Annotated in this window: 22 protein-coding genes; 12 read left to right on the plus strand and 10 right to left on the minus strand. The window is 66.6% G+C overall.

Features of this window, described 5'->3' with window-relative positions; genetic code table 11:
* Positions 1 to 141 precede the first annotated feature (141 nt).
* The 4 genes from cmrA to LE197_RS10990 all read left to right on the plus strand — a co-directional run bounded on the left by cmrA (position 142) and on the right by LE197_RS10990 (position 4,885).
* Positions 142 to 1,074 (plus strand): AraC family transcriptional regulator CmrA, encoded by a 933-nt coding sequence (cmrA, locus tag LE197_RS10975; protein WP_003118542.1) that lies wholly within the window; start codon positions 142 to 144, stop codon positions 1,072 to 1,074.
* An 87-nt stretch (positions 1,075 to 1,161) separates the two neighbouring features.
* The gene (locus LE197_RS10980; protein ID WP_016561831.1) at positions 1,162 to 2,517 is read left to right on the plus strand and encodes a hypothetical protein; all 1,356 of its coding nucleotides are present in this window, start codon (positions 1,162 to 1,164) and stop codon (positions 2,515 to 2,517) included.
* Positions 2,518 to 2,575: 58 nt separating this feature from the next.
* Entirely contained in the window at positions 2,576 to 2,836 is a 261-nt protein-coding gene (yidD, locus tag LE197_RS10985) for a membrane protein insertion efficiency factor YidD (RefSeq protein ID WP_003106504.1), read from the plus strand.
* A 174-nt stretch (positions 2,837 to 3,010) separates the two neighbouring features.
* Positions 3,011 to 4,885, plus strand: a complete 1,875-nt coding sequence (locus LE197_RS10990) for a DUF3857 domain-containing transglutaminase family protein (RefSeq protein WP_023109169.1) — start codon at positions 3,011 to 3,013, stop codon at positions 4,883 to 4,885.
* Positions 4,886 to 5,044: 159 nt separating this feature from the next.
* On the opposite strand, the gene LE197_RS10995 is transcribed toward LE197_RS10990, so the two are convergent.
* From LE197_RS10995 to LE197_RS11010, 4 genes are all read right to left on the minus strand, one after another.
* Complete coding sequence (locus LE197_RS10995) at positions 5,045 to 5,947, minus strand: RluA family pseudouridine synthase (RefSeq protein ID WP_003106501.1); 903 nt, start codon at positions 5,945 to 5,947, stop codon at positions 5,045 to 5,047.
* Positions 5,948 to 6,067: 120 nt separating this feature from the next.
* Positions 6,068 to 7,297 (minus strand): serine/threonine transporter SstT, encoded by a 1,230-nt coding sequence (sstT, locus tag LE197_RS11000; RefSeq protein WP_003114881.1) that lies wholly within the window; start codon positions 7,295 to 7,297, stop codon positions 6,068 to 6,070.
* 487 nt (positions 7,298 to 7,784) lie between these two features.
* The gene (locus LE197_RS11005; protein WP_003106497.1) at positions 7,785 to 9,155 is read right to left on the minus strand and encodes an APC family permease; all 1,371 of its coding nucleotides are present in this window, start codon (positions 9,153 to 9,155) and stop codon (positions 7,785 to 7,787) included.
* Between the two features lie 156 nt (positions 9,156 to 9,311).
* Positions 9,312 to 10,688 carry a glutamine synthetase family protein gene (locus LE197_RS11010; RefSeq protein ID WP_003118546.1) on the minus strand — a complete coding sequence of 459 codons (1,377 nt, stop codon included), beginning with the start codon at positions 10,686 to 10,688 and terminating at the stop codon, positions 9,312 to 9,314.
* 553 nt (positions 10,689 to 11,241) lie between these two features.
* Here LE197_RS11010 and LE197_RS11015 point away from each other — a divergent pair.
* From LE197_RS11015 to LE197_RS11025, 3 genes are all read left to right on the plus strand, one after another.
* Complete coding sequence (locus LE197_RS11015; protein WP_023102099.1) at positions 11,242 to 11,952, plus strand: AzlC family ABC transporter permease; 711 nt, start codon at positions 11,242 to 11,244, stop codon at positions 11,950 to 11,952.
* On the plus strand, positions 11,937 to 12,248 hold the full coding sequence (locus tag LE197_RS11020; RefSeq protein WP_003121706.1) for an AzlD domain-containing protein: 312 nt from the start codon (positions 11,937 to 11,939) through the stop codon (positions 12,246 to 12,248). Before LE197_RS11015 ends, LE197_RS11020 begins: the two co-directional genes overlap by 16 nt.
* A gap of 242 nt (positions 12,249 to 12,490) precedes the next feature.
* Positions 12,491 to 14,149 carry a thiamine pyrophosphate-binding protein gene (locus LE197_RS11025; RefSeq protein ID WP_023109171.1) on the plus strand — a complete coding sequence of 553 codons (1,659 nt, stop codon included), beginning with the start codon at positions 12,491 to 12,493 and terminating at the stop codon, positions 14,147 to 14,149.
* Between the two features lie 7 nt (positions 14,150 to 14,156).
* Here LE197_RS11025 and LE197_RS11030 read toward each other — a convergent pair whose 3' ends face one another.
* The 3 genes from LE197_RS11030 to LE197_RS11040 all read right to left on the minus strand — a co-directional run bounded on the left by LE197_RS11030 (position 14,157) and on the right by LE197_RS11040 (position 17,298).
* A complete protein-coding gene (locus LE197_RS11030) occupies positions 14,157 to 14,831 on the minus strand; it encodes a class I SAM-dependent methyltransferase (RefSeq protein WP_003100350.1) in 675 nt (224 codons plus the stop codon).
* On the minus strand, positions 14,831 to 15,739 hold the full coding sequence (locus LE197_RS11035; protein ID WP_003100352.1) for a siderophore-interacting protein: 909 nt from the start codon (positions 15,737 to 15,739) through the stop codon (positions 14,831 to 14,833). Before LE197_RS11035 ends, LE197_RS11030 begins: the two co-directional genes overlap by 1 nt.
* Positions 15,740 to 15,873: 134 nt before the next feature.
* Positions 15,874 to 17,298: a PLP-dependent aminotransferase family protein gene (locus tag LE197_RS11040; protein ID WP_003100354.1), complete on the minus strand. Its 1,425-nt coding sequence runs from the start codon at positions 17,296 to 17,298 to the stop codon at positions 15,874 to 15,876.
* Between the two features lie 179 nt (positions 17,299 to 17,477).
* Between LE197_RS11040 and LE197_RS11045 the strand changes: the two genes are divergently transcribed.
* Together LE197_RS11045 and LE197_RS11050 are read left to right on the plus strand one after the other, a co-directional pair.
* Positions 17,478 to 17,732 (plus strand): DUF1127 domain-containing protein, encoded by a 255-nt coding sequence (locus LE197_RS11045; RefSeq protein ID WP_003100355.1) that lies wholly within the window; start codon positions 17,478 to 17,480, stop codon positions 17,730 to 17,732.
* The gene (locus LE197_RS11050) at positions 17,729 to 17,986 is read left to right on the plus strand and encodes a hypothetical protein (RefSeq protein WP_003100357.1); all 258 of its coding nucleotides are present in this window, start codon (positions 17,729 to 17,731) and stop codon (positions 17,984 to 17,986) included. Before LE197_RS11045 ends, LE197_RS11050 begins: the two co-directional genes overlap by 4 nt.
* 74 nt (positions 17,987 to 18,060) lie before the next feature.
* Here the strand turns inward: LE197_RS11050 and LE197_RS11055 are convergent, their stop codons facing one another.
* Together LE197_RS11055 and LE197_RS11060 are read right to left on the minus strand one after the other, a co-directional pair.
* Positions 18,061 to 18,360 (minus strand): winged helix-turn-helix domain-containing protein, encoded by a 300-nt coding sequence (locus tag LE197_RS11055; RefSeq protein ID WP_003118549.1) that lies wholly within the window; start codon positions 18,358 to 18,360, stop codon positions 18,061 to 18,063.
* Positions 18,361 to 18,383: 23 nt separating this feature from the next.
* Positions 18,384 to 18,857, minus strand: a complete 474-nt coding sequence (locus LE197_RS11060) for an Lrp/AsnC family transcriptional regulator (protein WP_003100361.1) — start codon at positions 18,855 to 18,857, stop codon at positions 18,384 to 18,386.
* A 132-nt stretch (positions 18,858 to 18,989) separates the two neighbouring features.
* Between LE197_RS11060 and LE197_RS11065 the strand changes: the two genes are divergently transcribed.
* The gene (locus tag LE197_RS11065; protein ID WP_003088646.1) at positions 18,990 to 19,382 is read left to right on the plus strand and encodes a hypothetical protein; all 393 of its coding nucleotides are present in this window, start codon (positions 18,990 to 18,992) and stop codon (positions 19,380 to 19,382) included.
* Between the two features lie 153 nt (positions 19,383 to 19,535).
* Positions 19,536 to 20,537 carry a bile acid:sodium symporter family protein gene (locus tag LE197_RS11070; RefSeq protein WP_003121709.1) on the plus strand — a complete coding sequence of 334 codons (1,002 nt, stop codon included), beginning with the start codon at positions 19,536 to 19,538 and terminating at the stop codon, positions 20,535 to 20,537.
* Between the two features lie 54 nt (positions 20,538 to 20,591).
* Here LE197_RS11070 and gorA read toward each other — a convergent pair whose 3' ends face one another.
* Positions 20,592 to 21,947: a glutathione-disulfide reductase gene (gene gorA / locus LE197_RS11075; protein ID WP_003160153.1), complete on the minus strand. Its 1,356-nt coding sequence runs from the start codon at positions 21,945 to 21,947 to the stop codon at positions 20,592 to 20,594.
* Between the two features lie 144 nt (positions 21,948 to 22,091).
* Between gorA and LE197_RS11080 the strand changes: the two genes are divergently transcribed.
* Positions 22,092 to 22,514, plus strand: a complete 423-nt coding sequence (locus LE197_RS11080; RefSeq protein WP_003100368.1) for a VOC family protein — start codon at positions 22,092 to 22,094, stop codon at positions 22,512 to 22,514.
* Positions 22,515 to 22,673 lie beyond the last annotated feature (159 nt).

A 22,673-nucleotide genomic window follows, 5' to 3' on the forward strand; every position in this document is an offset into this window, starting at 1 on the left:
CATCCGCTTGCGCCCCGTGCGACTAGCTGGCTTGCCTGTTCCTGGCGAATGCTTGCCTGATCCTGCCAACGCGCATCGCGATGAGTGCCTGCCGCCGCGGCGCGCGCTAGTCTTGGGAAGGTTTCCCCCGCGAGTCCCCGCATGAGCGAAAACACCCCGCTTCTTTCCGTCGATCTCCCCGCCGAACTGCGCCAGCGCCAGAGCGAACTGGCGCAGTTGCTGCTCAAGCACTGTCCCAGCGACGGTGTCTACGGCACCGCCGTCGACCCCCTCGCCCTGATTCGCGCCGACGGCCCCACCCTGCCGGCGCGCGGCATGCACAAACCTGCCCTGTGCATCATCGCCCAGGGCCGCAAGGAGGTGCAGTTGGCCGAGGAACGCTATATCTACGATCCGCTGCACTACCTGGTGGTCTCGGTCACCCTGCCGCTGGCCGGCCAGGTGATCGACGCCTCGCCGGACGCCCCCTACCTCTGCGTCCGGCTGGATATCGACCCTGCGGAAATCACCCAACTGATCTCTGACGCCGGGCCCATGGAAGTGGCCAGCCGGCGCGGCGACCGTGGCCTCTACGTCGACCGTATCGACGCCAGCCTGCTGGATGCGGTGCTGCGCCTGATCCATCTGCTGGACAGCCCGCGCGACATCCCGATGCTGGCGCCGCTGATCCTCCGCGAGATTTTCTACCGGCTGCTGCGCAGCGGCCAGGGCCAGCGCCTGCACGAGATCGCCATCGCCGACAGCCAGGCCCACCGCATCACCCGCGCCATCGACTGGATCAACCAGAACTACGGCAAGCCGCTGCGCATCGAGCAACTGGCCCAGGTGGTCAACCTCAGCCCCTCGACCCTGCACCACCGCTTCAAGGCCGTGACCGCGATGAGCCCGTTGCAGTACCAGAAGCAGCTGCGCTTGCAGGAAGCGCGCCGGCTGATCTTCAGCGAGGGCCTGGAAGTGGCCGCCGCCGGCTACCGGGTCGGCTACGAAAGCCCATCGCAGTTCAGTCGCGAGTACAGCCGGCTGTTCGGCGCCCCGCCGCTGCGCGACCTGGCGCGGGCGCGCAACACCGCCTAGGGGAACGCGGCAGCGGCCGCGACGGTCAATCGGGAAGCGGCGGCATACCTTCGTCGCCCCGACCGACCTTGCGCAACCGTACCCGCCATGACCCGAGCCCTGCCCCTGCTCCTGCTTGCCCTGTCCCTTCCCGCCGCGGCGACGGACAGCGAGTCGTTCGCCCGCCGCTACCTGGCCTATGTCCATGCCGTCGGCCAGCACAGCGAACGACTCTGGCCCGGCTGGCGGATGGCCGACAAGGCCTTCCTCTACAGCGATGGCCGCAGTACCTGGGTCGCCGATGCCGAAGGCCGCGCGCAGCGCACCACGGCGGCGGGCGACAGCGACCCGGATCTCGACCTGAGCTATGCCTTTCCGCGTTACCGGGGCCGTCCGGCGGTGCTGCTGCAGATCAGCGCCGCGCACCTGCGGAGCAATACCGGCAATAGCGAGACGCTGGCCGCCATCGGCCCGCACGAAGCCTTCCATCGCTACGCCCAGGAAGACTGGCCGGGCCTGCGCAAGCCCGGTGGCTATCGCGGCGACCTGGCCACGCTCGACCCGCGCCCGCGGGAATACCGCTATGCCCTGTTCCAGTCGCTGCTCCAGGCCCTGCGCACGCCCGGGCAGCGCGACAGCTACCTGAGCGACGCCCAGGGCTGGCTGCGCCGCTGGCGCGAAGCGGCTCCCGAGGAAAGCCGGCTGGCGGCGCAGGTCGATCTCAGCGAAGGCACCGCGCGCTACATCGAGATGGCCGCCGCCGCGCGCTACCGCACCGATTTCGCCGAGGATCCGCAACGCTATCGGCAGGCGCTGCGGGAGTACGCCCTGGCCTTCTACGATGCCAACGAGATCGGCGTCGGCGTCGACAGCGAAGCCTACGAGATCGGCGCGCTGGCCGGAGTGCTGCTGGACCTGCGCGACGACGACGCGGACTGGAAGGAAGCCGCGACGGCCGGCACCTGGCCGCTGGACTACCTGCTGCGCGACCAGCCTCCGGCCTGGAGCGAACTCCCCGACGACGCGCGGGCGCGCGGCGAGCGCTACCGGCGCGAGATGGGCGCCACCCGCCAGCGCCTGGTCGAGTTGCAGGAGGCCTTCGCCGACCCACGGCGACCGCTACTGGTGATCCCGCAACCGCGACGCACCATCGGCTTCGCCACGGCGGCCAGCGAGGTGCGCGGGGGCTTCTACGTCCTTGCCGACGGGCCGTTCCGCCAGGCCTACCTCGGCGCGCGCTGGAATGTCGGCGAGCTGACCCTGGACGGCGTCGACTATCTGGAGGGCGACGCCGAGGCGTACTGCCCGGGCTACGGCCGTTCGGCGCTGATTCCGTTGCGCGGAGGCGATTGGCGCGAAGGCACGCTGGCGCCGGAAGAACCCGGCCTGCGCGGCCGCCTGGCGACTGCTCGCAGCCTCGTCGACGGGCGGACCCTTTATTGCGCGGCGGAGAATGCTCCTTGAGGACCGACAACGGCGCTACAATGCCCGCTCGCCGCCGCAACCCCGCCGAGGGCTCGCCATGAAGTTCCTGCTGATCGGGCTGATCCGCTTCTACCAGTACGCAATCAGCCCGCTGATCGGTCCCCGCTGCCGCTTCTACCCCAGTTGCTCGCACTACACCCTGGAAGCCATCCGCGTGCATGGCGCGCTGCGAGGCGGCTACCTCGGCGCGCGCCGGCTGCTGCGCTGCCACCCCTGGCACCCCGGCGGCTACGACCCGGTTCCGGAGCGCCAGGAACAGGCGTGCGCCTGCCACAGAACGGCAAAGCCCGGCAAATGAAGCCGGCGAAAAGATCGCAACGGCGACATTCCGCACATAACCGGACCCGCCGGTCGACATGCGGAATTGATAAAACATATCATTCAGGGTCCATCTCCCCGGCTATCGCCCGGCGTCCCCATGCGCCAGGCGACGCCTGGGAGCTCCGCTCAAACGTTTCATCCTGAGGCACCGATGCCCCGTCATCCCTTCTCCCCTTCCTTCCTCGCCGCCAGCGTCTTCTGCGCCGCCACCCCGGCCCTCGCCGCGCTGCAACCGATCGCCGAGGCGCCGCTGGCCGGCGAAACCGAGTTCCGCTGCCAGTTCAACGCCGACAACAGCACCGATTGCGTGAGCACCTACAGCTTCACCATCCTCAAGCCGAGCGGCCGCGAGATGCTCTCGCGCATCGATCGCAGCTACGCGGAGACCGACAGCCTGATCGTGGAGAAGGCCGAGCTGACCCAGCCCGGCGGCAAGCCGGTGCCGCTGGACCAGTCGCAGATCGATACGCGCACCGCGCCGAACCCGGACCAGGGCTTCCTGCGCGAACGTCAGACCTCCCTGGCGTTCCCCAACCTGCGCGTCGGCACCCGTATCAGCTACACCCTGCGCGAGCACTTCACCGCCAAGCCGCTGAGCACCCAGTTCCACTACATTCTCAGCCGCCCACCGATGCCGGTGCGCGACGACCGCTTCGTCGCCGAGTTCAAGGCCGAGCGGCCGATCTTCGTGCGCAGCGAGCTGATGGACGCCTATCGCATCGAACAGAGCGCCGACAAGAAGACCCTCAAGGTCAGCCTGAAAAAGCCGCAATACACCAACTACATCAACGAAGCCGGCAACGCCTACCTGCGCCATACCCCGCGCCTGGAGCTGGGCAGTTCGCTGGACCTGCAGGACAACTTCGGCCCGTTCGCCGCGCGCTACAACGAGATCCTCGCCGCGGAGCTGCCCAAGGGCGCCGCGGCGGCCGTCGCCGCGGTGAAGGGCAAGCCGGCCCGCGAGCAGGTCGCCGGCCTGATGCAGTACATCAACGACACCTACCGCTACCTGGGCGACTGGCGCGCCAGCGAGCGCGGCTACGTGCCCTTCTCCCTGGCGGAGATCGAGCGCAATGGCTACGGCGACTGCAAGGACCTGGCGATCCTCCTCGCCGCCATGCTCAAGGCCGCCGGGATCAAGGCCGAACCGACCCTGGTCAGCCGCGGCGACGTGGTCTGGGACCTGCTGGTGCCCGGCATGTACGCGCCGAACCATGCCATCGTCCGCGCCGAGGTGGACGGCAAGACCTGGTGGCTGGACCCGACCAACCCGGTGTTCGCTCCCGGCCGCATCATGCCCGACATCCAGCAGCGCTGGGCGCTGGTGCTGGGCGCCGACGGCAAGGTGCGGCGCAACGAGATTCCCCTGGAAGCGCCCGGCGACACCCTGCGCGTGACCCGCAGCGAGCATTACACCCATGACGGCGAAGCCCGGGTCGAGTCGCGCGTGGAGCTTTCCAATGCGCCGCTGATGCAGCTCAGCGTCGCCGATCGCCAGCGCGGCCGCACCAGCACCGACCAGGACCTGTGCCGCAACTTCGCCAAGGAAGGCAGCGACTGCGTGCTGGAGCGCGACGACAGCCAGTTCGTGCTGCCGCCCAGCTATACGATCAGTGCCAGGCTTACCGACCGCCGCGCCCTCGACCGGCTCGGCGGAGAGTATTTCTACAACCGCCAGGACCTGGCCAGCCAGTGGGATGCCTTCGCCAAGTACCGTAGCGAAGGCCAGTTGGCCGAGCTGTACCTGGGCGAACCGCAGATCACGTCCTACGACATCAGCCTGTCCGGCGGCAAGACTGACGAGCCGGCGCACAGTTGCGAGATCCGCAGTCCCTGGTTCGACATCGACCTGCAGGCCGAACCGGCCAAGGATGGCGGCTACCACTATCGTTATCGGGAAGTGCAGAAGACCAGTTGGCTCAACCACGACGAGATCAACAGCGCCGAGTTCGGCAAGCTGATCGAGCAGAGCCGCGGTTGCGTCGAGCAACTGCGCCTGGTGGTCAAGCTGGACAAGCGTCCCTGAGCGACCCGCGCCCGCTCCGGCGGGCGCGTCCAGCCGCACCAGCGGGCGATTCTTCTACTCGCCCGCGCAGCCCCTCCAGGCCGAGCGCCTGTTCATAGAAACGCGCCATGCGCTCCGGGTCGGCGACGTACGCCAGCATTCCGCTGGCGAGCCTGTCGCCTACACCTGCCAATCGAGCCGCAGCCCGGATTCGAACGTACGCCTCTCCCCGCTCAGCGGGTCGTCGAAGCGCAGCCCCCTGGCCAGCAGCTTGAGCGGCCGCAGGTAGTCGTCGGGGCTGCCCTCGGCGTCCAGCAGCTCGGGATAGAACCCATCGTTCTGGATACCCGCGCCGAGTGCCGCAAGGTGCACGCGCAGCTGGTGCTTCTTGCCGGTCACCGGATACAGCCGGTAGCGCCACCAGCGGCCGTTGCGCTCGACGACCTCGATGCGCGTCTCGCTGTTCGGCTCGCCCTCGCCTTCGCGCATGCGGAAGAACGGCTCGCCGGGCACCAGGCGGGTCCTGCGCAGCAACGGGAAGTCCAGTTGCGGCAAGGCCGGAGCGATCGCTTCGTAGCACTTGTCGATGCGCCGCTCGCGGAACAGCGCCTGGTAGCGCCCGCGGCTGCCGGGATTGGTCGAGAACAGCACCAGCCCGGCGGTATGCCGGTCGATCCGGTGCAGCGGCACCAGGTCGCGATTGCCGGTGCTGCGGGCCAGCCGCGCCAGGAGCGTCTGCTCGACGTAGCCGCCGGCCGGCATCACCGGCAGGAAGTGCGGCTTGTCCGCCACCAGCAGATGCTCGTCGCGGTACAGGATGCGCGCCTCGAAAGGAATCGGTGCCTCCACCGGCAACTCGCGGAAGTAGTGCACACGCAGGCCTTCGCGATATGCCGCCTGCGGGCCCAGCGCACGCCCCTCGGCGTCCAGCACCCGGCCCCGCTGCATGCGCGCCAGCCAGGTGTCGCGGTCGATGGCCGGGAAACGCGCGCAGAGACAGTCGAGCACGGTGCTCCAGGGACCGGCCGGCAGATGCAGGGTGCTGGCGCGGAGACTGGCATCGGGCAAGGAAGGAGACGACATGCGGCAACTCGGGAAGGACGGGCGACCATTAGGCCGCAGCGCGGCGCACAGGTCAAAGCACGCCGGGGCGAAACGAAGAAACCGCCCGAAGGCGGTTTCTTCCGTGACCCAGGGATCGAATCAGGCGGCGCTCGCCTTGCGCTCTTCCGCCTCGCAGGCGGCTGCGGTGAACAGCACGTCGGTCGAGGAGTTCAGCGCGGTCTCCGCGGAGTCCTGGAGGATCGCGATGATGAAGCCTACCGCCACCACCTGCATCGCCACCTCGCTGGGAATCCCGAACAGGCTGCAGGCCAGCGGGATCAGCAGCAGCGAACCGCCGGCCACGCCGGACGCGCCGCAGGCGCAGATCGACGCCACCACGCTGAGCAGGATCGCGGTCGGTACGTCCACGGCGATGCCCAGGGTATGCACCGCTGCCAGGGTCAGCACGGTGATGGTGATCGCCGCGCCAGCCATGTTGATGGTCGCGCCCAGCGGGATCGATACCGAATAGGTGTCTTCGTGCAGGCCAAGGCGCTCGCAGAGCTGCAGGTTGACCGGGATATTGGCTGCCGAGCTGCGGGTGAAGAACGCGGTCATGCCGCTTTCGCGCAGGCAGGTCAGCACCAGCGGATAGGGATTGCGGCGGATCTTCAGGAACACGATCAGCGGGTTGACCACGAAGGCCACGAACAGCATGCAGCCGAGCAACACCACCAGCAGGTGGGCATAGCCTTTCAGGGCCTCGACGCCGGACTCGGCGAAGGTCGAGGCGACCAGGCCGAAGATGCCCAGCGGGGCGAAGCGAATCACCACCTTGACGATCAGCGAGACGCCGTTGGACAGCTCGGAGAGCAGGTTGCGGGTGGTATCGCTGGCGTGGCGGAAGGCGATGCCGAGGCCGATGGCCCAGGCCAGGATGCCGATGAAGTTGGCCGAGATCAGGGCGTTGACCGGGTTGTCCACCACGCTCAGCAGCAGGGACTGGAGCACCTCGGCGATGCCGCCCGGAGGCGACATCTCGCCCGGATGGCTGGCCAGCACCAGGCTCGAGGGGAAGGCGAAGCTGGCGATCACCGCCACCACCGCGGCGCTGAAGGTGCCGACCAGGTACAGCAGCAGGATCGGCCGGATATGGGTCTGCTGGCCTTGCTTGTGGTTGGCGATGGATGCCATCACCAGGACGAACACCAGTACCGGCGCGACGGCCTTCAGCGCGGAAACGAAGACCTTGCCGATGAAGCCGACCTTGAGCGCGGCGGCCGGGAAGAAGCTGGCGAGCAGCAGGCCGGCGATCAGGCCGACGATGATCTGGCCCACCAGGCTGGTACGCGTCAGCAGATGAAGCAGGGGACGTTCAGGGTATGTCATGCAGATTTCTACTCTTATAGGTGTGTCGAAGGCCGGCCCAGGCAGCTTCCATGCCGAACGACCCTGTGCCGTTCCGCCCCCGCGAAGGGATGGTTCGAGCGAGCCGGGTAGTCTAGGGAAGGACGCGCAGCACCACAGGAAACACCGACCAGCGGATACCGGGCTCCCCCGCCACGGCCATCGAACCGGATCGGGACGGCGTGGATTCTAGCCGTGTCTGCGCTTTTTGGGGGCGTCCAATTCTGTCTGGATTCGGACATGTCGTCGCAGGCGCATTGCCAGCCGGGAGGCCGGAAATCCCTGTGAAAAGGAGGGAAAACGCGAAATTCGCTGTCTGCAGATAGCCAAAGCCCGCCATGAGGCGGGCTTCAGATGGGGGGCTAGTCCGTTAGCCATGGGTCTATGATTGACCCGTCACCGTGAAAATTTCGTGAAGATTACCAATCTTTTTCCTTCACATTTCCGCTGAATCCATTCACCGCTCGCCTCACTGGGTCGGGCTCAGCTCGCTCTCCTGGAAGCGCGGCGGCGGACGGCTGAAGCTGCGAGTCAGGTAGAACAGGTAGCCGAAGCCCAGTCCGGCCCAGATCAGCCCCATCACCAGCGAGGTGCTTTCCAGGTTGAGCCAGAGCACCGCGACGATGGCCGCGCCGAGCAATGGCAGGACCAGGTAGTGGAAATGCTCCTTGAGGCTGCGGTTGCGCCCGCCGCGCACATAGAAATGCACGATCACCGAGAGATTGACGAAGGTGAAGGCCACCAGGGCGCCGAAATTGATCAGCGCGGTCGCGGTCACCAGGTCGAAGGAGATCGCCGAGAGCGCCACCATGCCCACGATGAGCACGTTGATCGACGGCGTACGCCATTTCGGATGGACGAAGCCGAAGATCCGCTCCGGCAGCACGTTGTCCCGCCCCATCACGTACAGCAGGCGCGACACGCTGGCCTGGGAGGCCAGGCCCGACGCCAGGGTATTGATGAAGGTGGCGCAGAGGAAGATCGACTGGAACAGCTTGCCGCCGACGTACAGGGCGATTTCCGGCAGCGCCGCGTCGGGTTCCTTGAAGCGTACGTTGGTCGGGAAATAGGACTGCAGGAAATACGACACGGTGATGAAGATCACCCCGCCGTACAGCGCGGTGAGGAAGATCGCCCGCGGGATCACCCTGCCGGCGTCGCGGGTTTCCTCGGACAGAGTAGTCACCGCGTCGAAACCGAGGAAGGAAAAGCAGAGGATCGTCGCCCCCGCCACCATCGCCGAGAGATGCGCGTGCTCGGAGAAGAACGGCTGGGTACTGAGCACCGTGGCGGTCCCCTCCCCGTTGTTCAGGCCGTGAATCACCAGGCCGATGAAGACCACGATGATCGCCAGTTGGACCAGCACGAAGACGGTGTTGAAATTGGCGACCAGGTTCACGCTCTTGATGTTGATGAGGGTCATGATCAGCACGAACATCACCACCCAGATCCACGGGGCGACCTCGGGGAACAATGCGGTCAGGTATATCTTCGCCAGCAGTGCGTTGATCATCGGCAGGAACAGGTAGTCCAGCAGCGACGACCAGCCGACCATGAAGCCGACATGGGGATTGATCGCTCGTTGCGCGTAGGTATAGGCCGAGCCTGCGGTGGGGAACTGGCGGACCAGCTTGCCGTAGCTGATCGCGGTGAACAGCACGCCGGCGAGGGCCAGCAGGTAGGCGGTGGGCACGTGTCCCTGGGAAATCCCGGATACGATGCCGAAGGTGTCGAAGACGGTCATCGGGGTCAGGTAGGCCAACCCGATCATGACGATCTGCCACAGCTTGAGGGACTTGCGAAGCTGGGTTCGTTCTGCGGTGGGGGGAGGATTCGACATGGGTATGCTTGCCTCGATTTCTTCTTTTTCTAATGCACAGCAAAGGAAGGCGGACGGGCGGAAACCGCAGGCTTGCCGCCGTCTACCTTCAGCAAGGGTGGGAACCTCGACGGAAGAACGGGCGGGCGGCGCCGGATCGGAGCCGCCCGCCCATGCTCACACGGTGTGCAGGTACCAGTTGTACTCGAGGTCGGAGATCGAGTACTCGAACTCCTCCAGCTCGCTTTCCTTGCAGGCGACGAAGATGTCGATGTACTTCGGATCGATGTACTTCGCCAGGATCTCGCTGTCGTCCAGTTCGCGCAGGGCGTCGCGCAGGTTGTTCGGCAGGCTCGGCTCCAACTGCTCGTAGGAGTTGCCTTCGATCGGGGCACCCGGCTCGACCTTGTTGGTCAGCCCGTGGTGCACCCCGGCAAGCACCGAGGCCAGCAGCAGGTAGGGGTTGGCGTCGGCGCCGGCGACGCGATGTTCCAGGCGTACCGCGTCCGGGCTGCCGGTGGGCACGCGCAGGGCCACGGTGCGGTTGTCCAGGCCCCAGCTCGGCGCGTTCGGCACGTAGAACTGCGAACCGAAGCGGCGGTAGGAGTTGACGTTCGGGCAGAGGAAGGCCATGGAGGCCGGCAGGGTCTCGAGCACGCCGCCGATCGCATGGCGCAATGCGGCGTTCTGCTCGGGATCCTCGCTGGTGAAGATGTTGTTGCCGTGCTTGTCGAGCAGCGAGATGTGTACGTGCAGTCCGTTCCCGGCCTGGCCCGGATAGGGCTTGGCCATGAAGGTGGTGTCCATCTCGTGGTCGTAGGCGATGTTCTTGATCAGGCGCTTGAGCAGCACCGCATAGTCGCAGGCCTTCATCGGGTCGGCGACGTGATGCAGGTTGACCTCGAACTGCGCCGGTGCGGATTCGGCGACGATGGCGTCGGCCGGGATGCCCTGGGCGCGGGCGCCGTCGATGATGTCCTGGAGGCACTCGACGTATTCGTCGAGGTCGTCGATGGAGTACACCTGCACCGACTGCGGACGCTTGCCGGAGATCGGCGAGCGCGGCGGCTGCGGCCGGCCGTTCACGTTCTCCTGGTCGATCAGGTAGAACTCCAGCTCGAAGGCGGCGACGATGGTCAGTTCCATCTCGGTGAACCTGGCCACCACCTGGCGCAGGACTTCGCGGGGGTCGGCGAAGAAGGGATCACCTTCCAGCTCATGCATGGTCATCAGCAGTTGCGCGGTCGGGCGCTTCTGCCAGGGTTCCATGGAGAGGGTGCCGGGGATCGGGTAGCAGATCCGGTCGGCGTCGCCGATGTCGAGACCCAGGCCGGTACTCTCTACGGTGGAGCCGGTGATATCGAGGGCGAACAGGGAAGCGGGAAGGTTGATACCTTTTTCGAAGACTTTGGGCAGACTGTTGCGTTCGATTCGCTTGCCGCGAACCACGCCATTCATGTCTGAAATCAGAAGGTCGACGAACTGGACCTCGGGATGTTCCTGAAGGAACAGGCTCGGCTCAGTGAGCTGAACGGCACGCAGGGGTACCGACATGATGCAACACCTTTTTTGTTAAAAATTTCAATCATGCGGGGGCTGGAGCCAGAGTCAATCGGAAAGCCAATTTGTTGTCAATAGCCCTCTCGTCGCCCTCGCGGACGGCGAAATGGCCGTAGACAGGGCCTTCCAGCGCATCGCGAAAGCGGCCAAAGCCAGGCCAGGCAAGGTGTTCAACCTGGTGCAGCAGATATTTTACAGGCTCCGTTGTACGAAAAATTGAACAAGGCTAAGCTGTGCCAACCCTACAACAGCAATAAACCGGGTGTTCCATGTCCTACCAGCCGTCCCTCGGCGCCAAGTTCCGCGGCCACAAGATCGGTCAGCATCCGCGTTAGCTCCGCTCCGGTTCTTCTCTCCCTCGATTCTTCGCAGCGCCCTCGAGCGGCCCTCGCTCGTCCGCCGCCTGCCCTGCCCGTCCTCCTTATATAAGGAAGGACACCGGCCGCTTTCGCCTGCGTGGATAACGGATACGAAGAGCAAGATCGTTCAAGCCAGCCCGATGCGCCTGCTGGCATGCTGGACCGACGTTCACCACCGCCATGCCCCCATGACTGCCCACGACCTGCCCCGCCAAGCCTTTCTCCGCGGCGCCGTCGCCATCCTCCCATTGTCCCTGGCCGTCGCGCCCTGGGGGCTGCTGGCGGGATCGATGGCCATCGAAGCCAACCTCACCCCGGCCGAGGGCCAGGGCCTGTCCGCCATCGTCTTCGCCGGCGCCGCCCAGTTGGTGGCGATCGGCATGCTCAAGGGCGGTGCCGGGTTCTTTTCGGTCATCTTCACCACCCTCCTCCTGACCTCGCAGCACCTGCTCTACGGCATGAGCTTGCGGCCGGTCCTGTCACCTCTGCCGGGACGCTGGCGGATCGGCCTGGGCTTCCTGCTCACCGACGAGTTCTTCGCCCTCGCCAGCCAGCACGACCGGCGCAACTTCAACCGCTGGTACGCCCTCGGCGTCGGCCTGACCTTCTATATCGCCTGGAACCTGTTCACCCTCGCCGGCATCCTGCTTGGCCGCAGCATTCCCGGTCTCGAACACCTGGGCCTGGATTTCTCCATCGCCGCCACCTTCATCGCGCTGGTCGCGCCGCTGGTGCGCAACGTACCGACACTGGTCTGCGTGGCCACCTCGCTGTTCTGCTCGGTGCTGTTCAGCCACTGGCAATGGAGTTCGGCGCTGGTCCTCGCCGGTCTCGCCGGGATGGCCGCCGGTTTCATCTGCAACAAGCTGTATCGGGAGGCGCCATGGTCTGGGCAGTGATCTTCGGGATGGGCGCGATCGTCTTCCTCAACCGCTACCTGTTCCTCGAACCGCGCCTGCCGATCCGTCTCGGCAGCAACCTGCGGCAGTTCCTCGGTTTCGCCGTGCCGGGAATGCTCACGGCGATCTGCGGCCCCATCGTGTTCATGCCCGAGGGCCGCATCGACCTCGGCTACGACAATCCCTACCTGGTCAGCGGCGCAGTCACCGTGGCGCTGGTGCTCTATACCCGCAATACCCTGGCGAGCATGCTGCTGGGCATGGCGTTCTTCTTCCTGTTCAAGTGGTTGGTCTGAGTGGACTCCATAGCAGCCACGTGGATAGTCGGGAGGAATCCATATAGAAGTCCGCAGCGACGAGTGCGGTAGACGAAAGCTCCCGACGCCTCGCCTGGCTGCCGAACTTCCTGTATGCCTTCGCAACAGAGGAATGCCAGGTTCATGCGCCACGGGAATGAACTCGCGAAGAAAGGTCGCTTGGCGCTGGCGCGCTTTGGGCCGAAGATCGGGGCAACCACAACGTGCGCAGCGAGGCCCTCATGTCCGACTCCCTTCCCCAGCGCAACGGCGGGCAGATCCTGGTAGAGGCATTGCGGCGCAATGCCGTCGATACCGTCTACTGCATCCCCGGGGAAAGCTACCTGCCGGTGCTCGATGCGCTGCACGACGCCGACGGCATCCGCACCATCGTCACCCGCCACGAGGGTGCCGCCTCGAACATGGCCGATGCCTACGGCAAGCTGACCGGCCGACCAGGCATCTGCTTCGTCACCCGCGGCCCCGGTGCCACCCATGCGGCGAATGGCGTGCACACGGCGCAGCAGGACTCGACGCCGATGATCCTGTTCGTCGGCCAGGTGGAAAGCGCCTTCAAGGGCCGCGAGGCGTTCCAGGAAGTCGACTACGTGCAGATGTTCTCGGGCCTGGCCAAGTGGGCCGTGGAAATCGACCGTATCGAACGCATCCCGGAGATCGTCGGCCGCGCCTTCAGCGTCGCCACCTCGGGCCGACCGGGCCCGGTCGTGGTCGCCCTGCCCGAGGAAATCCTCTTCGGTTTCGCGCAGGTCGCCGATGCGCCGGAGCCAAGGGTGCTTCCGGGGCGGCCGGGCGCCACGGCGATGGCGGAACTGCGCGAACTGCTGGCGAACGCCAGGCGCCCCCTGCTGGTACTTGGCGGCAGCGGCTGGGACAGTGCCGCCAGGAAACGGCTAGGCGCCTTCGTCGAGGCCAATGGCCTGCCGGTGGCCACCTCGTTCCGTCGCCAGGACCTGTTCGACAACCGTGACCCGCACTACGCCGGACAACTGGGCTTCGGCGCGGCGCCGGCGCTATTGGAGCGGCTGCGCCAGGCCGACCTGCTGCTGGTGGTCGGGGCGCGCCTGGGCGAAACGCCGAGCGCTGGCTACAGCCTGGTGCGTAGTCCGGCCCCCGCGCAGACGCTGATCCACGTGCATCCGGACAGCGCGGAACTGAACCGCGTCTACCTGGCGCGACTGCCGATCCAGGCCACCCCGTGTGCCTTCGCCGAGGCCCTGGCCGACCTCGCGCCGTTGCCCTCGAGCACTTGGCAGGACTGGCGCGAAGCCGCCCATGCCGATTACCTGGCCTACTCGACCCCGGCCGCGAGCGACCCCGCCGTCCAGGGCGTCGACCTGGCGTCCGTGGTCGCGTACCTCAGCGAAAACCTGCCGGACGACGCGGTGATCGCCAACGGTGCCGGCAACTATGCCGTCTGGGTGCATCGCTTCTACCGCTATCGCCAGGCCCGCACGCAGTTGGCGCCGACCAACGGCGCCATGGGCTACGGCCTGCCCGCCGCGATCGCCGCCAGCCTGCGCGATCCGCAGCGCAGCGTGGTGTGCTTCGCCGGCGACGGCTGTTTCATGATGTATCCGCAGGAGCTGGCGACCGCCGCGCAGTTCGGCGCGACGCCGGTGGTGATCGTGGTCAACAACGGCATGCTCGGCACCATCCGCATGCATCAGGAACGCGAATATCCCGGGCGGGTATCCGCCACCCGCCTGGACAACCCCGACTTCGTCGCCCTGGCGCGAGCCTTCGGCGCCCACGCCGAACGAGTGGAATGCAGCGCCGACTTCCCCGCCGCGTTCCGCCGCGCCCGCGAAAGCGGACGCCCGGCGCTGCTGGAGCTGCTGACCGACCCACGCCAGATCACGCCGCAGGCGCGCCTCGCCTGAGGCATCCTCAGCCGGCGCGGAAGGCGATCCAGGCCTGGTAGCCCACGGCCTGGAAATAGCGGCTGGGCAGGACGAAGCCGGTGTCTTCCAGCAGTTCGCCGAGGCGCTGCTCGGACAACGGATCGAAATCCTCGCGCAAGCGTTGCAGCATGCCGTCGCTGTCCTCCGGGGAAAGCCCGGCCAAGCGGCAGGCCTCGGCCTGCACCGGACGTTCGAAGGCGTCCCGGGCTTCCATCAGGTTGGCCAGCAGCAACGGCGCCGCTGGCGCCAGACGCTCGGCGACCGCCTCGAGAAAGCGCCGCTTGGCCTGGTCGCCGCGCAGGAAATGCAGCACCAGCAGAACCAGCGCCGCATCGCAAGGCGGCGCAGGCGGTAGCCCGGCGACGTCGCCGCAGTGCAGCTCGATCCGCTCCAGCAGGCCGAGCCTGGCGCAGCGCTGGCGGGCCAGGGCGAGCATGTCGGCCGACAGGTCCGCCGCGACGAAACGCCAGCCTGGACGCAACCCGGCCAGCTCCGCCAGTTCGCCGCCGGCGCCGCAGCCGACGCTGAGCAGGCGCGCCCGTTCCGGCAGACGGGCCAGCAACTGCGCGCGACTGAGCAGGTGCAGCAACTCGTAGCCCGGCAACAGGCGGCCGATCCGCGTCTCGTAGCCGTCCGCCTGTTTCCCGACGAAGCGGCCCATCAGTCGAACACCTTGCCCAGGCGCCAATAGCCCATCAGGGTCAGATGACGCTTGTCGATACCGCGCTCCTGCACCAGGTAGCGCCGGATCGCCATCACCGCCGCCGACTCGCCGGCGACCCAGGCGTAGAAACTGCCGCTCTCGGGGCTCGCCAGTTCCCAGAGGATCTCCTCGTCGATATCGATGTCCTCCAGTTCCTGGGCCGCACCACCCGCCACCTCGCGTTCCGGCAGCCGCGCCTGGCGCGCCGCCTCGATCATCCGCTCGCCGTTGCGCGAATGGATACCGGCCTGGTGGCGCGGCAGCCAGTGCAGGCGCGCAGCGGGAATCGCCGGCAGGTCGAGGATGTCGGCTTCTCCCGGCACTTCGAGAAAGGCCTCGACCACCGGCGGCTCGGTTTCGCCGGCCAGCTCCTCGAGAATTCCCGCCACCGCGGGCAAGGCGGTTTCGTCGGCGATCAGCAGGATATGGCGGACGCCAGCCGGCGGTTTCCATTCGTAGCCGCCGGGGTCATCGCCGTATTGCCGGTTGGGCGCGGCCAGTTGCAGGCGGTCGCCGATCCGCGCGTGGGTCGCCCAGGCCGAGGCCGGGCCGTTCTCGCCGTGGAGGACGAACTCCACGTCGACCTCTTCCTGCTCGGCGCGCAGCGCACGGATGGTGTAGGTACGCATCGGCGGCCGGCGGGCCGGCTCGACGCTGCGATAGGCCTGGTACCACTCGCTGCCGCCGGGCAGGCTGGGCGGCTGGCCGCTGGCATCGGGGAAGAAGATCTTGATCCGCTGGTCGGCGGCAAGGGTCTTCATCTCGGCGACCTCCGGACCGCCGAAGACGAAGCGGGTCAGCGCCGGGCTGAGTTGCTCACGGCGCTTGAGTTCGACATTGAACAGACGATAGGCGGGTTGCGACATGACGATGGTCTCCTGGTGACCGGCGCCCAGTGGAGCCGGCGGATGCATGCGTCAGACAACTCTAGCAAACAATGCGAATGATTAGCATTTGCTATTTGCGCAATCGTCGACTGCGTCGAAAGCACGACTGTCGCTCAGGCCTCGCAAGGCTCCAGCAGCTCGCAAGCGCTCTCCCCTACTCGCCTGACCGCCTGCTCGATGGCCGGGGTCGGCAACGCCGCGTAGTTCATCCGCAGGCAGTTCCGATACTTGCCGGAAGCGGAAAAGATGCAGCCCACCGCGACTTGTACGCCGCGGTTGCGCAAGGCCTTGTCCAGGCGCAGGGTGTCGAACGCCTCGTCCAGTTCGACCCAGAGCAGGAAACCGCCCTGGGGCCGGCTGGCGCGGGTGCCCTCCGGGAAATAGCGCGCCACCCAGTCGATCATCAGGTCGCGTCCGCGCTGGTACTGGGCGCGCATGCGCCGCAAGTGCGGCTCGTAGTGGCCGTTGCCGATGAATTCGGCGATCGCCAGTTGCGGTTGCAGGGCGCTGGCGCCGGTACTGATGTACTTCATGTGCAGCACGCGGTCGGCGTAGCGCCCGGGTACCATCCAGCCGATCCGCAGGCCCGGCGCCAGGACCTTGGAGAACGACCCGCAGAGCAGCACCCGGCCATCGTCGTCGTACGACTTGATGGTGCGCGGGCGCGGATAGGTGTAGGCCAGGTCGCCATAGACATCGTCCTCGATGATCGCCACGTCGTAGCGCTGGGCCAGGGCCAGCAGCGCCCGCTTGCGCGACTCGGGCATGATGTAGCCGAGCGGGTTGTTGCAGTTCGGGGTCACCTGGATGGCCTTGATCGGCCACTGTTCCAGCGCCAGTTCGAGGGCTTCCAGGCTGATGCCGTTGACCGGATCGGTGGGGATCTCCAGGGCCTTCATGCCGAGGCCTTTCAGCGATTGCATGGCGCCATGGAAGCTCGGCGACTCCACCGCGACGATGTCGCCCGGTTCGCACACCGCGCGGATGCTCACCGACAGGGCCTCGTGGCAGCCGGTGGTGATCACCACGTCGCTGGCGGTGGCCCGACAGCCGGAGTCCACCAACAGGCGGGCGACTTCCTCGCGCAGCAACGGCGAGCCGTGGATCCCGTCGTAGGCCAGCGCACGGGCGTCGGCGTGGCGGTTGAGCCGGGCCAGGCTGCGGGTCAGCGGTTTCAGCGAAGGGCTGGAGATGTCCGGCATGCCGCGGCCGAGCTGGACCACGTCCGGCCGCGGTACCGTGCTGACCAGGGCCAGCACCTGCTCCCATTGCGAGATTTCCACCGGCCGCTGGGCCAGGCGGGCGATCGCCGGCAGCGGCGGCATCTGTCGCGCGACCGGTACGAAATAGCCGGACTTCGGCCGCGGCTCGGCCAGCCCGCGATCTTCCAGCAGCCTGTATGCCTGTTGCACGGTGCTCAGGCTGACGCCGTGCTCGATGCTCATGGCCCGCACCGAGGGCAGCCGGTCGCCCGGACGGTAGAGGCCCTGTTCGATGCGCGAACCGAGGGTCTCGGCGAGTTGCAGATAAAGGGTCATGAGCGGGACTCCAGGGTGAGCGAAAGCGGGACCGGTACAGATGGTGGCGAAATCCACCATTCAGGCCGGGGAGCGCTTGATCTGTATGCAGTCAACCCACCTTTTCTGGACCTGTACGGAACAGCGCGCGATGGCCATTCTATCTCCGTCGTCCAGCCGATCAATATGGAGTACGCAGCATGACGCGACTCAGTGCGAAATCCGAGCGCCGCCAACGCCTCGATGGCCCCTTCCCACTCGCCGCGATGGACAACCTGGCGCAGGCCCTGCGTCGCGGCTATCGCCTGGCCCGGCAACGCCAGCTGACCCGGCGCGCGCTGCTGGACCTGGAAGCGGCGGAACTGAAGGATATCGGCCTGAGCGCCGAGCAGGCCCGCGAGGAAGCCTCGCTGGCGTTCTGGCAGGCGGGAAAATCCGGCGGGAGGAAGGCATGATCCGCTGTCGCAACTGTGGCGAACGCCCAGCCAGCGAAGGGCATATCTGTATGGTCTGCAAGCGCCGATCCGACATCGACCCATACAAGGCGCTGATCGCCATGGCCCTGCTGGTCTACTGCGGCGTCAGCCTGGCGGCCTACCTCAAGCCGCATATGCCGGCACCGCCGCCTACCGCCGGCAGCAGCGTCCAGCCCGCCGAGGAGCTGGCCCAGCGCGCCCGCCAGGCCACCCTGGAACAGCGCGGCATCTGAAGAACGCATGCTCGGGAGGGGAGGCAGTTTGAGCCCCTCCTTCTTTTATATGCCTGTGGCCGCCAGCGCGTGGCTCATTCCGCCGGATACTCCAGCGCCGCCGCGATTCGCCGATGCTGCTCGACCACCCACTCCCGCCGTACCGCCCCCCAGTCGCGGATGACATAGCCGCCCTGGTGGTTGCGCGCACCCTCCCGCTGCTCGAACTCGCAGACGATGTCCAGTTCCTCCAGCGCGGCGATGGTGTCCTGTGCGGTACGCCGGGGCATGCCGGTGGCGGCCATGATCTCCGGCACGCTGGCGGTGCCGCTGTCGATCAGGTAGGCGACGTAGAGGCGGCGGTAGAAGCTGGACTTGGTCTTGCTGATGGTCATGGGCAGGCGTTCTCCGGGAAGGCTCAGGGAGCGAGCAGGGGCAAGGTAGTGGTGGATTTGATTTCCGACAAGGCGACGATGGAGTTCACTTCCTGGATGCCCGGCACCGCCGACAGTTTCTCGAAGAAAAAGCGTTCGTAGGATTCGATATCGCGGGTGACGATACGCAGCATGAAGTCCACCGCGCCCATCAGTACGTGGCACTCCAGCACCTCGGGAAACTGGTGCATCGCCTCGGCGAAATCGGTGAGGTTCTTGCGCCCATGGGCGTTGAGCTTGATCTGGGCGAATACCTGGGTATTCAGGCCGATCTTCTTGCGGTCGAGCAGGGTCACCTGCTTGCGGATCACCCCCTCCTCCTTCAGGCGCTGGATGCGCCGCCAGCAGGGCGACTGGGAAAGTCCGATGCGCTCGGCGATCTCGGCGGTGGAAAGCGAGGATTCCTCCTGCAGCAACGCAAGAATACGCTGATCGTAGATATCCAATGGAATGGACATAAATATTCCCTACAAAGAAAAATATAGGAATCAAGTATGCACATATAGCGCAAAATCACGCAAAAACAGGAGAAAAAATCCGGCACGCCTCTGGGAGAATTTCTCTCGTCGAAACACTGCCTGGAGCGTCACATGTCAACCCTCGCCCCCCTTTTCCTGGCCAAACACCCTGACGGCGAAGAACGCCAGGTGATCCGCCCGAACGTCTGGGAAACCTCCTGCGCAGATACCGAGACCCTGTCGATCTTCCATATCGAGGGCATGGCCGATCCGGACCTGCTGTGCCGGGTGCTCAACCTGTTCGCCGTGCAATCCTTCACCCCGGAGCGGGTTCGCGCCGACCGCGAGGACCACAAGATCCGCCTGCTGCTGACCTTCCCCGGCCTCAGCCAGCACCGCGCCAGCGTGATCGCGGAGAAGCTGCGCTCGCTGGTCACCGTGCTCGCCGTCCGCCTGGAGTTCTCTCCCCATGCCGGCAAGGTCCGTCCCAGCGTCAGCGAGCCGCTGCTGGCCAGCGTCGTCTGAGCCCCTCGGGGCGGCGCGGCGGCCGCCCTGTCCATTCGGCGTCATCGGCTGGCCTTCTGGCGTTAGCCGGTCGCCCAGCCCATGGCTACAGTGCAGGTTCGCCAGGCAGCCAGAAGACTGCCATGTGTTCCCCCGATCCTGCAGAGCGTGCCCATGTCCCGACCGCGTTTCCTTCCGGATAACTTCACCCTGGCGCTGATCGCCACCGTCCTTCTCGCCACTTTCCTGCCCTGCAGCGGCCAGACCGCCGTGGTCTTCGAATGGGTGACCAACATCGGCATCGGCCTGCTGTTCTTCCTCCACGGCGCCAAGCTGTCGCGCCAGGCGATCATCGCCGGCATGACCCACTGGCGCCTGCACCTGCTGGTGTTCGCCTGCACCTTCGTGATGTTCCCGCTGCTCGGCCTGGCGCTGAAACCGGCACTGTCGCCGATGGTCACCCCGGAGCTGTACCTCGGCATCCTGTTCCTCTGCGCCCTGCCGGCCACGGTGCAATCCTCCATCGCCTTCACCTCGCTGGCGCGCGGCAACGTGCCGGCAGCGGTATGCAGCGCTTCCGTGTCGAGCCTGCTCGGCGTATTCCTTACCCCGCTGCTGGTCAAGCTGCTGCTCGGCGCCGAAGGCGAGACCGGCAACGCGCTGGACGCCATCGGCAAGATCACCCTGCAACTGCTGGTACCCTTCATCGCTGGCCAGGTCCTGCGGCGCTGGATCGGCACCTGGGTGGAGCGCAACAAGCCGGTGCTGCGCTATGTCGACCAGGGCTCGATCCTGCTGGTGGTCTACACCGCCTTCAGCGCCGCGGTGATCCAGGGCCTGTGGCACGAAGTACCCTGGCTGGCGCTGCTCGGCCTGACCGTCGCCTGCTGCGTGATCCTCGCCCTGGCCCTGGTGCTGACCACGGTGCTGGCGCGACGCCTGGGCTTCAGCAAGGAAGACGAGATCACCATCGTCTTCTGCGGTTCGAAGAAGAGCCTGGCCACCGGCGTGCCCATGGCCAAGGTGCTGTTCGCCACCAGTGCGGTGGGACCGATGGTGTTGCCGCTGATGCTGTTCCACCAGATCCAGCTGATGGTCTGCGCGGTACTCGCGCAACGCTACGCCAGGCGCCGCGACGACGCAGCGGCGGCGCTGGCCGAGGCCCCCTCGCGCTGAGCGCGAAAATGAAAGAAGCCGGCCCAGGGGCCGGCTTCTTCGTTCAGACGCGGCTCAGCGCGTCGGCGTGCGCAGGGTGACGAACTCTTCCGCCGCGGTCGGGTGGATGCCGATGGTCTCGTCGAACGCCTGCTTGGTCGCCCCGGCCTTCATCGCCACCGCAATACCCTGGAGGATCTCGCCGGCCTCGGCGCCGACCATGTGGCAACCCAGCACCCTGTCGTCGTGGGCATCCACGACCAGCTTCATCAGGGTCTTTTCCTGGTCGTCGGTAAGGGTCAGCTTCATCGGCCGGAAGCGGCTCTCGAAGATCTTCACCTTGTGCCCGGCGCTCAGCGCCTCCTCCTCGGTCAGGCCGACGGTGCCGATGTTGGGCAGGCTGAACACCGCGGTGGGAATCAACTTGTAGTCCACCGGGCGATACTCCTCCGGCTTGAACAATCGCCGTGCCACCGCCATGCCCTCGGCCAGCGCCACGGGGGTCAACTGGACGCGACCGATCACGTCACCGAGGGCGAGGATCGACGGCTCGCTGGTCTGGTAATGCTCGTCGACCGCGATGAAGCCCTTGTCGGTCAGCTTCACTCCGGTGTTTTCCAGGCCAAGGTCATCCAGCATCGGCCGCCGCCCGGTGGCATAGAACACGCAGTCCGCCTCCAGCACCCGGCCGTCCTTGAGGGTCGCGGCCAGGCTGCCATCGGCCTGTTTGTCGATACGGGCGATGTCGCTGTTGAACTGCAGGTCCAGGCCCTTCTTGCCCAATTCGTCGCGCAGATGCTCGCGGACGCTGCGGTCGAAGCCGCGCAGGAACAGGTCGCGACGGTAGAGCAAGGTGGTCTCGGCGCCGAGCCCGTTGAAGATCGAGGCGAACTCGACGGCGATGTAGCCGCCGCCGACCACCAGCACGCGGCGCGGCAGGCGCTCGAGGAAGAACGCTTCGTTGGAGGTGATCGCGTGTTCCTTGCCGGGAATGTCCGGCACCTGCGGCCAGCCACCGGTGGCAACGAGAATGTGCTTGGCGCTGAAGCGCTGGCCGTCCACCTCGACGCTGTGCGCATCGAGCAGACGGGCGTGACCTTCGAGCAAGGTCACCCCGCTGTTCACCAGCAGGTTGCGGTAGATCCCGTTGAGCCGCTGGATCTCGCGGTTCTTGTTGCCGATCAGGGTCGCCCAGTCGAACTGCGCCTCGCCGGCGCTCCAGCCATAGGCCCGGGCCTGCTCGAAGTCCTCGCTGAAATGCGCGCCATAGACCAGCAGCTTCTTCGGCACGCAGCCGACGTTGACGCAGGTGCCACCCAGGTAGCGACTCTCCGCCACCGCGACACGGGCACCGAAGCCGGCGGCGAAGCGGGCGGCGCGTACGCCCCCTGAGCCGGCGCCGATGACGAACAGATCGAAATCGAAAGACATGTTCCTACTCCTGGATCAGATGCGTTCCAGCATAACCCATTCACCAGCGTCGGCTCCCGCCGGATCGACGCAGAAACCTGTCGAAACGGCTCAGCGCAGGGCCTGGCAGGCGATGGGCTATGCTTGTCCGTGGAGGTAAGCGCGATGTCCCCCACCCTCACCCACCTGGCGCTGCACGTCCCCGACCTCGACGCCTGCATCGCCTTCTACGAAACCTTCTGCGGCATGCGGGTGATCCACCGGCGCCCCGGCAAAGGCTCGCAGATCGTCTGGATGGCCGAACCCGGCCAGGAACAACGCTTCATCTTCGTCATCATGCCCGGCGGCCAGCCGCGCAACCTGGCCAGCGACGATTACAGTCATTTCGGCTTCGCCCTCTCCAGCCGCGCCGCGGTAGACGATCTGGCGCGCCGCGCCGAGGCCGCCGGCTGCCTGGTCTGGGCGCCGCGCGACGAGCCCTATCCGGTCGGCTACTACTGCGGCCTGCGCGATCCCGCGGGCAACTATGTGGAGTTCAGCTACGGCCAGCCGCTGGGCCCGGGTTCCGAGGCGCTGCCGATTCCCTGACCGGGCACGGAGGCGCCGCGTGGCCCAGGCCAGGCTGGCGGGGTTATTCGCCCGACGCCAACAACGCCACGCCCGCCGACAGCTCAGGTAGGGCGGATACCCCCATGGCCGTTCGCCCCATACGAAAAACGCCGCGCCCCCATCGGGGACGCGGCGTTC

The organism is Pseudomonas sp. PS1(2021), from assembly GCF_020405165.1.
Taxonomy (GTDB): domain Bacteria; phylum Pseudomonadota; class Gammaproteobacteria; order Pseudomonadales; family Pseudomonadaceae; genus Pseudomonas; species Pseudomonas aeruginosa.

Excerpts from the sequence above, each read along its gene's own strand:
- LE197_RS11030 (WP_003100350.1), bottom strand. The coding sequence starts at position 14,831 with ATGGGCCGCTTCGTCGGGAAACAGGCGGACGGCTACGAGACGCGGATC.
- LE197_RS11005 (WP_003106497.1), bottom strand. The coding sequence starts at position 9,155 with ATGTCGAATCCTCCCCCCACCGCAGAACGAACCCAGCTTCGCAAGTCC.
- LE197_RS11060 (WP_003100361.1), bottom strand. The coding sequence starts at position 18,857 with ATGTCCATTCCATTGGATATCTACGATCAGCGTATTCTTGCGTTGCTG.
- LE197_RS11040 (WP_003100354.1), bottom strand. The coding sequence starts at position 17,298 with ATGACCCTTTATCTGCAACTCGCCGAGACCCTCGGTTCGCGCATCGAA.
- yidD (WP_003106504.1), top strand. The coding sequence starts at position 2,576 with ATGAAGTTCCTGCTGATCGGGCTGATCCGCTTCTACCAGTACGCAATC.
- LE197_RS11015 (WP_023102099.1), top strand. The coding sequence starts at position 11,242 with ATGACTGCCCACGACCTGCCCCGCCAAGCCTTTCTCCGCGGCGCCGTC.
- gorA (WP_003160153.1), bottom strand. The coding sequence starts at position 21,947 with ATGTCTTTCGATTTCGATCTGTTCGTCATCGGCGCCGGCTCAGGGGGC.
- LE197_RS11055 (WP_003118549.1), bottom strand. The coding sequence starts at position 18,360 with ATGACCATCAGCAAGACCAAGTCCAGCTTCTACCGCCGCCTCTACGTC.
- LE197_RS11035 (WP_003100352.1), bottom strand. The coding sequence starts at position 15,739 with ATGTCGCAACCCGCCTATCGTCTGTTCAATGTCGAACTCAAGCGCCGT.
- sstT (WP_003114881.1), bottom strand. The coding sequence starts at position 7,297 with ATGACATACCCTGAACGTCCCCTGCTTCATCTGCTGACGCGTACCAGC.
- LE197_RS11080 (WP_003100368.1), top strand. The coding sequence starts at position 22,092 with ATGTCCCCCACCCTCACCCACCTGGCGCTGCACGTCCCCGACCTCGAC.
- LE197_RS11050 (WP_003100357.1), top strand. The coding sequence starts at position 17,729 with ATGATCCGCTGTCGCAACTGTGGCGAACGCCCAGCCAGCGAAGGGCAT.
- LE197_RS10990 (WP_023109169.1), top strand. The coding sequence starts at position 3,011 with ATGCCCCGTCATCCCTTCTCCCCTTCCTTCCTCGCCGCCAGCGTCTTC.
- LE197_RS10980 (WP_016561831.1), top strand. The coding sequence starts at position 1,162 with ATGACCCGAGCCCTGCCCCTGCTCCTGCTTGCCCTGTCCCTTCCCGCC.
- LE197_RS11065 (WP_003088646.1), top strand. The coding sequence starts at position 18,990 with ATGTCAACCCTCGCCCCCCTTTTCCTGGCCAAACACCCTGACGGCGAA.
- LE197_RS11070 (WP_003121709.1), top strand. The coding sequence starts at position 19,536 with ATGTCCCGACCGCGTTTCCTTCCGGATAACTTCACCCTGGCGCTGATC.
- cmrA (WP_003118542.1), top strand. The coding sequence starts at position 142 with ATGAGCGAAAACACCCCGCTTCTTTCCGTCGATCTCCCCGCCGAACTG.
- LE197_RS11025 (WP_023109171.1), top strand. The coding sequence starts at position 12,491 with ATGTCCGACTCCCTTCCCCAGCGCAACGGCGGGCAGATCCTGGTAGAG.
- LE197_RS11010 (WP_003118546.1), bottom strand. The coding sequence starts at position 10,688 with ATGTCGGTACCCCTGCGTGCCGTTCAGCTCACTGAGCCGAGCCTGTTC.
- LE197_RS10995 (WP_003106501.1), bottom strand. The coding sequence starts at position 5,947 with ATGTCGTCTCCTTCCTTGCCCGATGCCAGTCTCCGCGCCAGCACCCTG.
- LE197_RS11045 (WP_003100355.1), top strand. The coding sequence starts at position 17,478 with ATGACGCGACTCAGTGCGAAATCCGAGCGCCGCCAACGCCTCGATGGC.
- LE197_RS11020 (WP_003121706.1), top strand. The coding sequence starts at position 11,937 with ATGGTCTGGGCAGTGATCTTCGGGATGGGCGCGATCGTCTTCCTCAAC.